Origin of the sequence: Desulfitobacterium sp. PCE1, from assembly GCF_000384015.1 — a bacterium.
Classification (GTDB): Bacteria; Bacillota; Desulfitobacteriia; order Desulfitobacteriales; family Desulfitobacteriaceae; genus Desulfitobacterium; species Desulfitobacterium dehalogenans.
This window is the reverse complement of sequence record NZ_KB913023.1, coordinates 3,080,029-3,093,072: the sequence shown is the minus strand read 5'-3', so window position 1 is coordinate 3,093,072 and position 13,044 is coordinate 3,080,029. Positions and strand designations below refer to the sequence as shown.

The 13,044-nt window shown below is 44.3% G+C and carries 13 protein-coding genes and 1 riboswitch; all 13 genes read left to right on the top strand.

What is annotated here, in order from left to right; all coding sequences use genetic code 11:
- Positions 1-55: 55 nt before the first annotated feature.
- Positions 56-1,363, top strand: coding sequence for a putative DNA modification/repair radical SAM protein (locus DESPCE1_RS0115465; RefSeq protein ID WP_019850983.1), 1,308 nt, complete (start codon positions 56-58; stop codon positions 1,361-1,363).
- Positions 1,342-2,247 carry a TIGR03915 family putative DNA repair protein gene (locus DESPCE1_RS0115460; RefSeq protein ID WP_019850982.1) on the top strand — a complete coding sequence of 302 codons (906 nt, stop codon included), beginning with the start codon at positions 1,342-1,344 and terminating at the stop codon, positions 2,245-2,247. The genes DESPCE1_RS0115465 and DESPCE1_RS0115460 overlap by 22 nt, the downstream gene beginning before the upstream one ends.
- 148 nt (positions 2,248-2,395) lie before the next feature.
- Positions 2,396-2,490: riboswitch (guanidine-I (ykkC/yxkD leader) on the top strand.
- 75 nt (positions 2,491-2,565) lie between these two features.
- Positions 2,566-2,901, top strand: a complete 336-nt coding sequence (locus DESPCE1_RS0115455) for a multidrug efflux SMR transporter (RefSeq protein ID WP_019850981.1) — start codon at positions 2,566-2,568, stop codon at positions 2,899-2,901.
- Between the two features lies 1 nt (position 2,902).
- On the top strand, positions 2,903-3,217 hold the full coding sequence (locus DESPCE1_RS0115450) for a multidrug efflux SMR transporter (RefSeq protein WP_019850980.1): 315 nt from the start codon (positions 2,903-2,905) through the stop codon (positions 3,215-3,217).
- A gap of 529 nt (positions 3,218-3,746) precedes the next feature.
- On the top strand, positions 3,747-4,427 hold the full coding sequence (locus tag DESPCE1_RS0115445) for a polysaccharide deacetylase family protein (protein ID WP_242831261.1): 681 nt from the start codon (positions 3,747-3,749) through the stop codon (positions 4,425-4,427).
- Positions 4,428-4,727: 300 nt separating this feature from the next.
- Positions 4,728-5,258: a hypothetical protein gene (locus tag DESPCE1_RS0115440; protein WP_019850978.1), complete on the top strand. Its 531-nt coding sequence runs from the start codon at positions 4,728-4,730 to the stop codon at positions 5,256-5,258.
- Positions 5,259-6,120: 862 nt separating this feature from the next.
- Positions 6,121-6,999 carry a DUF6612 family protein gene (locus DESPCE1_RS0115430; protein ID WP_019850976.1) on the top strand — a complete coding sequence of 293 codons (879 nt, stop codon included), beginning with the start codon at positions 6,121-6,123 and terminating at the stop codon, positions 6,997-6,999.
- A gap of 189 nt (positions 7,000-7,188) precedes the next feature.
- Positions 7,189-7,647, top strand: a complete 459-nt coding sequence (gene rimP, locus DESPCE1_RS0115425) for a ribosome maturation factor RimP (protein WP_014794861.1) — start codon at positions 7,189-7,191, stop codon at positions 7,645-7,647.
- 45 nt (positions 7,648-7,692) lie between these two features.
- On the top strand, positions 7,693-9,171 hold the full coding sequence (gene nusA, locus DESPCE1_RS0115420) for a transcription termination factor NusA (RefSeq protein WP_014794860.1): 1,479 nt from the start codon (positions 7,693-7,695) through the stop codon (positions 9,169-9,171).
- Positions 9,172-9,180: 9 nt separating this feature from the next.
- Complete coding sequence (gene rnpM, locus DESPCE1_RS0115415; protein ID WP_014794859.1) at positions 9,181-9,450, top strand: RNase P modulator RnpM; 270 nt, start codon at positions 9,181-9,183, stop codon at positions 9,448-9,450.
- Positions 9,444-9,740 (top strand): L7Ae/L30e/S12e/Gadd45 family protein, encoded by a 297-nt coding sequence (locus DESPCE1_RS0115410; RefSeq protein WP_014794858.1) that lies wholly within the window; start codon positions 9,444-9,446, stop codon positions 9,738-9,740. Before rnpM ends, DESPCE1_RS0115410 begins: the two co-directional genes overlap by 7 nt.
- A gap of 43 nt (positions 9,741-9,783) precedes the next feature.
- The gene (gene infB, locus DESPCE1_RS0115405) at positions 9,784-12,729 is read left to right on the top strand and encodes a translation initiation factor IF-2 (RefSeq protein WP_019850974.1); all 2,946 of its coding nucleotides are present in this window, start codon (positions 9,784-9,786) and stop codon (positions 12,727-12,729) included.
- Positions 12,730-12,753: 24 nt separating this feature from the next.
- A partial coding sequence (gene rbfA / locus DESPCE1_RS0115400; RefSeq protein WP_019850973.1) for a 30S ribosome-binding factor RbfA occupies positions 12,754-13,044 on the top strand: 291 nt, incomplete at its 3' end.

Sequence of the window (13,044 nt, the reverse complement as noted above, 5' to 3'; positions counted from 1 at the left end):
TCCCTATTGCAAGAATATATGTTCTGTTATATTCTTATAATTGGGGGGGACGGATATGGATGTATTTGATAAACTTACTATTTTGACAGACTCAGCAAAATATGATGTGGCTTGCACTTCCAGTGGGGTCGAGCGTAAGGGTAGGTCAGGCAGCATTGGGAATACGGTAGCGGCCGGGATCTGTCATAGCTTTGCCGCAGACGGTCGGTGTATAACCCTTCTTAAAGTGCTGCTGACCAATATCTGTGTCTACGACTGTAAATATTGTATCAATCGCAGTTCCAATGATGTTCCCAGAGCTGCCTTTACTCCCCGGGAGCTTGCCGAGCTGACGATTAATTTTTACCGTCGCAATTATATTGAGGGGTTATTTTTGAGTTCGGCGGTCATTAAAAATTCGAACTATACGTCCGAACTACTGATTAAGACTTTGGAACTTTTGCGTCATGAGTATCGGTTTGCCGGATATATTCATGTTAAGGCCATTCCCGGTACAGATAATGAGATTTTAACCCGACTGGGCTATCTGGCGGACCGGGTCAGCGTCAATATCGAACTCCCATCCCAGGAGAGCCTGAAGCTTTTGGCTCCCGATAAGAGCAAGGAAGCTATTCTCCGGCCTATGGGTCTCATCAAAGGTAAAATAACGGAAAATACTACGGATCTGATCAAATACCGCCATGCTCCGAAGTTTGTCCCGGCAGGTCAAAGTACCCAGCTCATCGTTGGCGCCACACCGGATACCGATTATAAGATACTGACCCTGGCAGAAGGGCTGTATAAAAAATATCAACTGAAACGAGTCTTTTTCTCGGCTTACATACCGGTTGCCGAACACAGTCTGTTGCCGGCAGTTTCGGCAAAACCACCCCTGTTGAGAGAGCATCGCCTTTATCAAGCAGATTGGCTCCTGCGGTTCTACGGTTTTGAAGCCCGGGAACTATTGGATGAAGGTCATCAAAATTTTAATCTACATGTTGATCCCAAATGCAACTGGGCCCTTAATCATCTGGACCAGTTCCCCGTCGAGATCAATCAAGCCCCTTATGAAATGCTCCTGCGGGTACCGGGAATTGGTGTAACCAGTGCCCGCCGGATTTTGCGGGCACGGAAAATAGCCCATCTCGATTTTGCGGGGTTGAAAAAGCTGGGCGTTGTTCTTAAGCGTGCTCAGTATTTTATTCTCTGCAAAGGAAAAACCCTGGAGGGGCTTAAGGTAACTCCTCATAACGTGATGCAAGCCCTGATGTCCGAGCGGGTCATCGCCAGTCTTCCCTCCCAGGCACCCCAGCAACTGGCCCTGTTCGAGGAGCCACCCATTTCCCGAGAGGATGTGATTCAGTGTTTGACGGGGCAACTTTAGTCTACAAATACGACGGAAGCTTTGAAGGACTCATGTGCTGTGTCTTCACAAGCTATGAGGAGAAGGAAATCCCCCTCGACATTCTCCCGCCGGAGGGCCAGCCTGGCCTCTTTGATACCCTTAAGACTATTGAGACGGACCCTCAAAAGGCTCAGCGCGTGTATGATTCTATCCCCATCAAAATTTCTCTGGAAGCACAAGAACTGGTGAGACTTGGTTTCTTGACCTGTGCCCCGCAAAAGGAACGGCTGATTTTTCTTTTTCTAAGGCTGGGGTACAAGGTAGGAGGGAATGTCATGGGGATGCTGACTGATGAGCATGTCAACGCATTGCAAAAAGCGGTACAGAACTTAACCTTTGAAAGCCACCGCTATAAAGGGTTCGTCCGGTTTTCAATTTATAACGAAGCCTTGGTCGCCATGATTGAACCCCAAAATTTCGTTTTACCTCTCTTGGCCGCTCACTTCTCAAGCCGTTACCCCAATGAAGTCTTTATGATTTTTGACAAGACTCATAAGGCCGCACTAATCCATCAAGCGGGCAGAGCGGAAATCGTGGATGTTGAGGATTGGGAATTGCCGGAGCCGGAAGAAAGCGAAGTAGAATACCGCCGCCTCTGGCAGCAGTTCTACAAGACCATTGCCATTGAAAGCAGGGATAATCCCCGCTGTCGTATGAATTTCATGCCCAAACGCTTTTGGAAGCATCTGACGGAGTTTTATCCTGAGCAGAAAGTTAAGGCAAGAGAATCTAAAGATGGCAAACCCAAAGGAGAAAACCCCGTCTATGAGGAGGCGGCAATGCTCTCTGGTAGCAAACTAAGTGATAATAGGTGGCTGCAGGAAGGGCGAAATTTCCAAGCGCTTGGAAATTTGAAGCCTTAACCCATGGCAGAACTAATTTTGAATATCAAATTTGTGCTTCCAAATGTTGCATCGATGCACCATTTTTATTATTCTCTGAGGAGAAGAAGGGGATGCGATACATTCTTGACAACTGAAAGCCTGCTGTGTATAATGTGCTCAAAAATAATAAGTAGTTTTCTAGGGTTCCGCAGTTCGCTGGCCTGGTCCGAGAGTAAACGACAGCCTACGGCTGTATCACGGAGGGATAAAAGCCCGGGAGAATAGCTGCAATAATGCAGCTTATTTTCCCGGGTTTTATTATTTTTTTTGCTAATACTTAAAAAGGAGGGGATAGATATGAACAAAATCTGGGCATCTGTTGTGATTGCCGCTTTCTTTGAAGTATGTTGGGTGATTGGGCTGAAGCATGCGGAGGGTATTTGGGAATGGGGAGGGACATTGATTGCCATAATCATCAGTTTTTACTTGATGATTATGGCTGGGCGTAATATTGCCGTTGGCACGGTATATGCCGTCTTCGTCGGACTTGGAACAGCGGGAACCGTATTGGCGGAAATTCTACTGTTCAATGCACCTGTTATACCTGCTAAACTCGCCTTAATTGTGCTGCTGCTCAGTGGAGTGGTCAGTCTCAAGCTGCTAAGCAACCAGAAAGAGAAGGAGGTGCGATGATATGGACTGGCTATACCTCATAATTGCAGGTGTTTTCGAGATGATGGGAGTTGCAATGATTAACAAGCTGCACAAGGACCACAATTGGAAGGCGCTTGCCCTACTGGTCACCGGCTTTGGCCTAAGTTTTATTTTTCTGGCGCTTGCTATGAAAACTTTGCCGATGGGAACAGCCTATGCGGTGTGGACAGGAATTGGGGCTTCGGGAGGAGCGATACTAGGGATGTTGATATATGGTGAACCACGGAATTTACCAAGGATTATTTCTATCGCCGTTGTGCTTGGCTCTGCTGTTGGATTAAAATTGATCAGTTAGTACGGTTTCCTAGGGAGTCAGTATTTCCTTTCTTGGGTTGGCTGCCCATTTGGCATAATGAGATAATTTAAGAGCTGAATAAGCAAAAGCTGGTCTTTCTTATATAAGGAAGACCGGTTTTTGCTAATGGGATATAAGTAAAGTTATTTTCACGTTTAAAAGATGTGGTTTGAATAGAAACATCCTAGGTGATGTATTATATATTATCTGATGATCCCGATAGTAATTTGATTTTATGAGGGGAACATATATTGATTTGGTTCTTTTTAACTAAAAACAGTTCAGCGGAGGTTAGATGATGAAGCATCTTTTGACAGCATTGATTATCTTATCCTGTTTACTTTTGAGCAATGGATGTTCCCACATACAAAACCTTGGTCGATCAGATCATAGCGAAAGGTCCCAGGCAGAGTCCTCTGCTCCCAATAATGCTGTGAACATTTCGGATGATAATTTATCTGTCAGCCAGTCAAAGAATACAGATGTTTCGGAAACCCCTCAAAAGGATCAAATAGAGAAAGGAAGTCCCATGATTGAACAATCGTTAAGCGCATTTCCTGCTGATGGGATACCTGTGCTCATGTATCATTCCATCAGTACCATCCCTGGAAATAATTTAGGGGTTCCTGTTGCCCAATTCACTGAGGAAATGAAGTGGTTAAAATCCCGTAACTATTCCGCCCTATCACTGGAAGAATTTTACCAAGCTTTGATACATGAAAAACCAGTTCCTCTCAAACCGATTCTGATTACGTTTGATGATGGATATTTGGATAATTATCAAGATGCCTGGCCGATTTTACAAGAGAATGGTTTCCGGGCGACTTTTTTTATCATAACTGATTCAGTTGGTCCCGGAATGATGAACTGGGAGCAAATTCGTGTTCTTGCAGATCAAGGAAACAGCATCGGAAGTCATACGAGAACCCATCCAGATCTAACAATTCTTTCATCTAATCAACTTGAAAAAGAGCTTGCCTTATCAAAAAAAGAGATAGAAAGCTATGTGGGCAGAAATATTAATGCTTTGTGCTTTCCCTCGGGCAATTACAATGATAAAACACTTGAAATAATGCCCCGCCTGGGATATAAGCTCGGCTTTACAACTAAACCTGGAAAAGTCCATTTAGGGGATAAACCTTTAGCCTTAAAAAGAGTCCGCATTCCCGGCGGCATGTCCTTTGATGCTTTTAAAAGCTTGTTTCCATAAAGTGATGTCGGTTTTTCATGCCTGAATCAGTATTCATAGAAATGACTTCCGAAGGAAAACTTAAGGGAGTCATTGTCGTTTTTATTCTAAAGGTGAAAAATCTGTAATGCAGAGAAAGTAATTCGCTCCGGTAGAAAACTGATTCTTGGAAATGAAAGAAAAACAAGCTGCTGAGCTCTGAGGAATTAAAGAAACTCTGAAGTTTTTTACATAAACTATCAATTTTAGGAAGGAAATAGCTATTTTTTGGCGAATGCATAACATTAAATGGTATTAAAAGAAAATTAAAGGAGGGATCATATGAGGGGCAAAAAAAGACTTATTCCATTAGTTTTATTCGTAATAATATTTTTATCTATTCCCTTAGGAGCGTTTGCTGCTTTTGATGATTACGGCTATAACCCACAAGGAAGAATGTTTAAAGGGACTTTAGAAAATTGGGAGGCTTTTCTTTATAACCAACCGGCTGTTTCTTGGGATCCTAAAGCAACCGATGTCATCTTTTTGGAAAGAAAGTGGGATAAGCTTTTTGATCCAATGTTAAGGGGCGATATCCCCCTTCCTGGTGCTTGGCAAAAGGCAAAATTATGGCAGTATTTATCTGGTGAGCAAGCAGGATGGACTTGGCATCAAGAGCTGGAGGTAGTTTATTCACCAAATCAACCGATAGCTGGTGCTATGGAACTTACGGCCAATGAAATGGGGATTCCAGGTTTTTATTGTGTAACATTTAAAGAGTGGCAGACTGGCCCGAAGGGACAAAAAGTGGTAATAGACGATCTTTCAGTGAATTCAAGTATCATACAAAAGGCGCTTAAATTTACAAAATAGCTGTTAGAACTATGGGTTACTAGATGTAGTACGAGAGTACACAGTGACAAGCCAATCAATTCTTTTCCTTCAAAATCGAAATGTCTATGAATGGAAATGCCTCTATATATGCTATAAAAGATTAAAATTGTTTTGTTGCGATTTGGTCGTTCAATGCGTACCAAATCTTTTTTATACGGCTATCAATAATTTGGAAGCAATTTAAGGGCATATTTATATTCTTGTAATATAGACGGGATGGATGGAAGATTAAATTCTGGGATAGCCCTTATTGAACGTCGATCCTATAGCCGATATATAATAGTAACTTTAGATGAACTAAAAATTTGCTGGAAAGGTCAGCAGATACCTATCTTGATTATATAATGATCCAGAAAAATAACGAGCCAGTTTTATGCTTAGCAATACTTAGCTTTAACCCAGATTTATCCTTGATAAAGGTTATTGGGGATGAGAATGAACCAATTTATAAAGAAGTAGGCACTAATCCGTCCCTTTCAGTCATTGAAATGAAATTTCCTATTTCAAATATAGATTACTCTTTCCGGAAAAATGTGGAGTTACTCCAGTTATTGGGCTAGATATATATGCTATTTTTAGCAAATGTCATTCAATTCAAATCTCTCTTTTTTGGTTGTTACTCCAGATAGAATTCCAGTAAATGTACTCCCTGGCGTAATAGTTATTGTGTTAGGAGTTTTTTTAAAGGGAAGAAACTGAAAAACTAGATTCTTCCATATTTTTCTGCCTGGGTATTTGATTATTCAGCTATCAGAGTCGAGATTTCTATGCTAATATTAATTGGTAAATATAATCTTCCAAAGTCCTATTAAAATTAATAAGAAGGAAGTGCATAACTGGAATGAATAAAAAGATTTCATCTCTTATACTTATTCTAATGTGTACACTGGTTCTCGCAGCCTGTTCTACGGGGACGACTAACTTAAGCCAAGGAAAAAGTCCCGAACAGATCGTTGAGGAATCCTTTGCAAAGTGGTATGGGCTTAAGAGCTATGATATGGACATGGTTATGACTATGAAGTTTTCTGTGGGAGAAGAGGTTCTGGATATGTCCATGACAGGAAAAGGAGCCGTGTTTCAAAACCCTATGAAAATGAAAATGGTCATGGAGGCCAATATTCCCGGAATGGATCAAAAAATGACTTTAGAGCAGTATGTAGTGCAAAATGAGCAAAAAATGGCTATCTATCAGAATATCGAGAACAACTGGCAAAAGATCATTTTCGATGATCCTGCAATGACGGAAAAGATGTACATGGACCCCAAAGATAACCTTAAATTGTTTATGGACCATCTTGTTTCGGCAGAAATCCTTGGGGAAGAAAAAATCGGTGAGAAGGATACATTAAAGATAAAGCTAGTGGCTTCAGGGGATATCTTTGACCAGATCTTTCAAGAAACAGCTGGCAATACGCTCGGCGTAGGGAATGGTCTTATCAATCCGGATGTCTTTTCCCAAATAGGAGATATGGTTTATACAATCTGGGTTGATAAAGTTACCCTTGATACGCTGAAGTGTCAGATGGATCTATCCGAAAATATGAGAAACTTAGGTAAAGCTCTAGCCGAAGACCCGAAGTTGCCTTTAGAGATAAAAGACATCTTCTCCGATGCAGAAATATTTATGGAATACACGATCTTAAACCAAAATAGCGCCCAGGACTTCACTATTCCTGAGGAAGCTATGAATGCCCCGGAGGTAGAATTACCAACTGCTTAAAGAAATTATCGAATCATTTCAAATAGCTTGCACAATTCCCTGGTATGTGCTATAGTTTAAAGAAGAGAAATTCTATTGCAGCCGAAGAGGAGTGGGTCTTGAACCCACTCTTTCCTTTGTTTTGTATAACACATTAAAACCCTCGCAACACTAGTCATAGTGGTTATTAAAAATAATAGGAGGATGGCTATGGGAGAATCCATCATGGAACAAGTTGAGGCGATCATTGCACCTGTTATAACCGAACAAGGCCTTGAGCTGGTTGATGTCGAATATGTTAAGGAAGGTGCACATTGGTATCTCCGCATTTATATCGATAAAGAGGGCGGGGTTGATATCGACGATTGCACGAATGTCAGCCATTTGGTAAGCGAGGTATTGGATAAGCATGACCCTATAGCTCAAGCTTATATGCTTGAAGTCTCTTCGCCGGGATTAGAGCGCCCTCTGAAGAAGGATGAAGATTTTGAACGCTTCACAGGAAAACTTGTACGGGTCCTGACTAAAGAAGCTTATCACGGATATAAAGAGTTTACTGGTTATTTAGTCGGTTTAATTGAAGACGACATCGTTTTGGAATATGAAAAGGAAAGAATGGCTATTCCCAGATCGATAGTGGATAAAGCACATTTGACCTTTGAATTCTAGGTTTGACTATGTTTTGGAACATAATATAAGGGGGAAGAATAAAAAATGAATATGGAGTTCATTGAGGCCCTCCATGAATTGGAGAAGGAACGGGGGATCTCAGCGGATATTCTGTTTGAAGCTATTGAAGCTGCTCTAATATCTGCTTACAAGAAAAATTTTGCTTCGTTACAGAATGTCCGGGTACATATCGACCGTATGACCGGAGAGTTCAAGGTTTTTGCCCGGAAAAACGTGGTGGATGAGGTCGAAGACTCACGGACTCAGGTAAGTCTGGAAGAAGCACGGAAGATTGACCCTAACTATGCCATTGATGATGTGGTGGAATACGAAGTCACGCCTCGTGAATTTGGGCGGATTGCTGCTCAGACTGCTAAACAAGTGGTGGTGCAAAGAATTCGTGAAGCTGAGCGGGGCATGATTTACGATGAATATATCAACCGGGAAGGGGATATCGTTACCGGAGTTGTTCAGCGCTATGATCAGAAAAATGTCATTGTCGACTTAGGTAAGGTTGAAGCTATTCTGACAGCACAAGAACAAATCCCTGGTGAGACCTATCAACCCTTTGAGCGAATTAAAACTTTTGTAGTGGAAGTCAAAAAGACAACCAAAGGGCCTCAGGTTATGCTATCCCGTACTCACCCTGGGCTGATTAAACGTTTGTTTGAACTGGAAGTGCCGGAAATCCATGACGGCCTGGTTGAGATTAAGGGAGTGTCCCGGGAGGCGGGAGCTCGCTCTAAAATCGCTGTGTATTCCCGGGATCCCAATGTGGACCCTGTGGGTGCTTGCGTAGGCCCTAAAGGCAGCCGTGTTCAAACCATTGTTACCGAGCTGAAGGGTGAAAAGATTGATATCGTAAATTTTTCCACAGATCCCGAAGAATTTGTGGCTAATGCACTCTCCCCTGCCAAAGTTGTCGGTGTGTACCCTAAGCCCAATGAGAAAGTTGCTTTGGTCGTAGTTCCTGACTATCAATTATCCCTGGCTATCGGTAAAGAAGGTCAAAACGCACGTTTAGCTGCGAAGTTGACCAATTGGAAGATTGACATTAAAAGTGAATCTCAGGCCTTGGCTCAAAATCTCATTCCCGAGAAGAATGAGGAGCTGGGAGAGTTCGAAGAGTATGATGAATTCGCGGATTATGCAGAATATGAAGAGTATGAAGACTATAATGAATATGAAGAGTATAGCGAATACGATGAAGAATATGAAGAGAATGCAGAATACGATGAAACCTCATACGATGAGAACTATGATGATGAGCTGGTTTATGATGAAAATTCCGAGTACGAAGACTTCGATAATTACGAAAAAGAGGAACTTCCATACGAAGAGGGCGAAGAATACGAAGTAACATCAGGCAATGCAGGGTCTGACAAGGAAGACTATACCCTCGCAGAGTCAGAGAGCAAGGAAGAAAAACTGACGGAACGGGATCGGGCCATGATGAAGTACTTTGATGCTGATGAGAAAAACAGCCGCAAGGAGAAGAAGAAGAAAGCCAAAGGTAAAAGGTAGGTGAGTGCTATGAAGACACGCAAAATTCCGCTAAGAATGTGTTTGGGCTGTCAAGAAATGAAGCCGAAAAAGGAGCTCATTCGCGTAGTCCGCACACCAGAGGGAGCTGTGGAGCTTGACCCCACTGGTAAACGGAATGGCCGTGGCGCATACATTTGCCCGCAAGTCGAGTGTTTTAAAGCAGCAGTAAAGGGTAAGCGATTCCAAAAAGCCCTGGAAATTGAATTGGCTCCTCAAGTGGTTGAGGAACTGGAAAGGAAGTTGGGTGGGGAGTGTTAGAACGAATCTACTCTCTCTTAGGATTAGCCCGAAGGGCGGGAAAGATTACCTCCGGAGAGTCACAGATAGAGGTTATGTTAAAGAAAGGGAAGGGATTTCTCCTCATTTTGGCCGAAGACGCTCCGGGAACCCATAAAAAATATGGGAAATGGGCGGAAGACCTTCGCTTGCCTGTTTTGATACTTGGGACTAAACAAGACTTGGGGATCGCCGTCGGGCTCTCTCCAAGATCAACGATTTTGGTTATGGACGAAGGATTTGCCAAGGCCATACTAAAGATAAGGAGTTGACGCCTGGAAAGATAATGTGCGCTGAATATGTGGGGGTGGTATTTTGAGTATACGTGTTCATGAATTAGCAAAGGAATTAAATTTAAGCAGTAAAGAAGTGATGAGTCGCCTGGAAAGTATAGGTGTCGATGTAAAGAACCATTTGAGTGCTGTCGAAGATCATGAGGCCAATCGTCTTCGGACTCGAAATCAAAAGCCGCAGGGCAAAGAGCAGGTTGTGGAACCTAAAAAAAGTATTCCGACACAAGAAAGTAAAAGCTTAGCTCAAGGTTCAGTTGAAGGGAATCATGATAAATCTCAAAGCTCACAAGTGGAAAGTTCCCGAGTAGAAGGGGAAGGACATCCCCAAGGACAACGGCCTATGGGAGATCGTCCTCAAGGACAAAGACCGATGGGAGATCGTCCCCAAGGACAACGGCCTATGGGAGATCGCCCTCAAGGACAACGGCCTATGGGAGATCGTCCTCAAGGACAAAGACCCATGGGAGATCGCCCTCAAGGACAGCGGCCGATGGGAGATCGTCCTCAAGGACAACGACCGATGGGAGACCGTCCTCAAGGACAACGACCGATGGGAGACCGTCCTCAAGGACAAAGACCGATGGGAGACCGTCCTCAAGGACAACGGCCTATGGGAGACCGTCCCCAAGGACCAAGACCGATGGGAGACCGTCCTCAAGGACCAAGACCGATGGGAGATCGTCCTCAAGGACAAAGACCGATGGGAGATCGTCCTCAAGGACAAAGACCGATGGGAGATCGTCCTCAAGGACAAAGACCGATGGGAGATCGTCCTCAAGGACAGCGGCCGATGGGAGATCGTCCTTATGGACAACGACCGATGGGAGACCGTCCTCAAGGGCAACGTCCCATGGGAGACCGTCCTCAAGGGCAACGTCCTATGGGAGATCGTCCTCAAGGACCAAGACCTATGGGAGATCGTCCTTATGGGCAACGACCGATGGGAGACCGTCCTCAAGGACAAAGACCGATGGGAGATCGTCCTCAAGGACAAAGACCGATGGGAGATCGTCCTCAAGGACAAAGACCACCTCAAAGACCACCTGCAACTCCCAGTGCACCAGCGGTAGAGCAACCGCCTAAGCGTCAAATCGGTGAAAAGAAGAAAACACCAGATCGGCCTTTTGAACGCAAAAAAGAGATGGAAAAAGAGATGCGTTCACCACGAAATAATAAACGGAATATGAAACCAGCGCCACGTGAAATACGTGATACTGCGCCAAAGCATATTGTTATTCCGGAAACTTTAACAGTTCAGGATTTGGCATCGAGAATGAGTCGTAAATCCGGAGAAGTGATTAAAAAGCTGATGGATTTAGGAGTCATGGCAACGATCAATCAAGAGATTGATTCTGAAACTGCCACCATCATTGCGGGAGAAATGGGAGTAACGGTAGAGGTTAAGGTAGAGAAACCAATTACTGTGATCGAAGAGATTGAAGACGATCCAGCTGAACTGCGGCCACGTCCTCCGGTTGTCACGGTCATGGGCCATGTTGACCATGGTAAAACGTCACTCCTTGATGCTATACGGACAACCAAGGTCACTGCATCGGAAGCGGGTGGTATCACTCAGCATATTGGTGCTTATCAGGTAGAAATTAATGGACAAAAGATCACCTTCCTTGATACCCCGGGCCATGAAGCGTTTACAGCAATGCGTGCCCGCGGGGCTCAAGTTACGGATATTGCCATTCTTGTTGTCGCTGCAGATGACGGCGTGATGCCCCAAACGATTGAAGCTATCAACCATGCCAAGGCGGCGGATGTACCGATTATTGTAGCAATCAACAAAATTGATAAAGAAGAATCTAACCCGGATCGGGTTAAGCAGGAATTGACCGAATATGGACTGGTCGTTGAAGAATGGGGTGGCGACACCATCGCGGTGCCTGTCTCGGCAAAAGCCCGCATGAATATTGAACAGCTCTTAGAGATGGTTCTGCTTGTTGCAGAAATTAAAGAGCTTAAGGCTAACCCCAATCGAAGTGCTACCGGAACAGTGATTGAAGCCGAATTGGATAAAGGAAAAGGACCTGTGGCTACAGTCCTCGTCTCCAAAGGAAACCTAAATGTTGGAGATATTATTCTCGCAGGATCCGCCTTTGGCCGCATCCGTGCCATGGTGGATGACAAAGGACGCCGTGTTAAGAAAGCCGGCCCATCCACTCCTGTCGAGGTACAGGGGTTAAATGAGGTCCCCATAGCCGGTCAAGTCTTTAATGTAGTTGACGACGAGAAACATGCCCGTCAGATTGCTGAAGCGCGTGCTAACGAGCGGAAGGCTGAAGAAGTGCGGCAGACGACTAAAGTCAGCTTAGAAGACCTCTTTGATCGGATTAAAGAAGGGGAAGTAAAAGAGCTGAATGTTATTATCAAGGCTGATGTTCAGGGATCCATTGAAGCTCTGAAGCAATCGCTCCTCCGCCTATCCACCAGCGAAGTCCGAGTCAACCCGATTCATGGAGGGGTTGGGGCGATTACGGAGACAGACATCATGCTTGCTGCGGCTTCCAATGCCATCATCATTGGGTTTAATGTCCGCCCCGATGCCAATACCAAAGCAACGGCAGAACTGCAAGGGGTAGATATGCGTCTCTATCGGGTCATCTATGATGCGATTGAGGATGTCAAAGCGGCTATGACAGGCATGTTGGATCCTGATTTCAAGGAAGTGGTACAAGGCCGGGCCGAAGTTCGCCAAGTCTTTAAAGTTCCCAAAGTTGGAGCTGTCGGCGGATCCTATGTTCTCAACGGCAAGATTACAAGACACTCCAAAGTCCGCGTCATTCGTGATGGCATAGTCATTCATGAAGGAGATCTGGAATCCCTGAGACGTTTCAAGGACGATGCCAAAGAAGTTGTGGAAGGCTATGAATGCGGTATTGGAGTAGCAAACTTCAACGATATTAAAGAGGGAGACATTATAGAGGCCTTTATCATGGAAGAAGTGAAACGAGAACTATAATTCACCCCTATGGAGGGAGACCACATGGCTAAACATCGTTCGAATAGGCTCGCAGAGACCTTAAAACAAGAAATATCCCAGTTGATTCGAGAGGAGCTCAAGGACCCTAGGATTGGCTTTGTTACCGTGACCAGTGTCGAAGTAGCCGATGACCTTGGCAGTGCTAAAGTCTATATAAGTGTTTTGGGTGACTCTCAGCAGGCTAAGGATTCATTGGATGCCTTAAAAAAGGCAGCGGGCTTCGTACGCAGCGAAATCGGTAAAAGGGTGCGCTTAAGGCATGCTCCTGAGATCGTGTTCAAATATGATACTTCC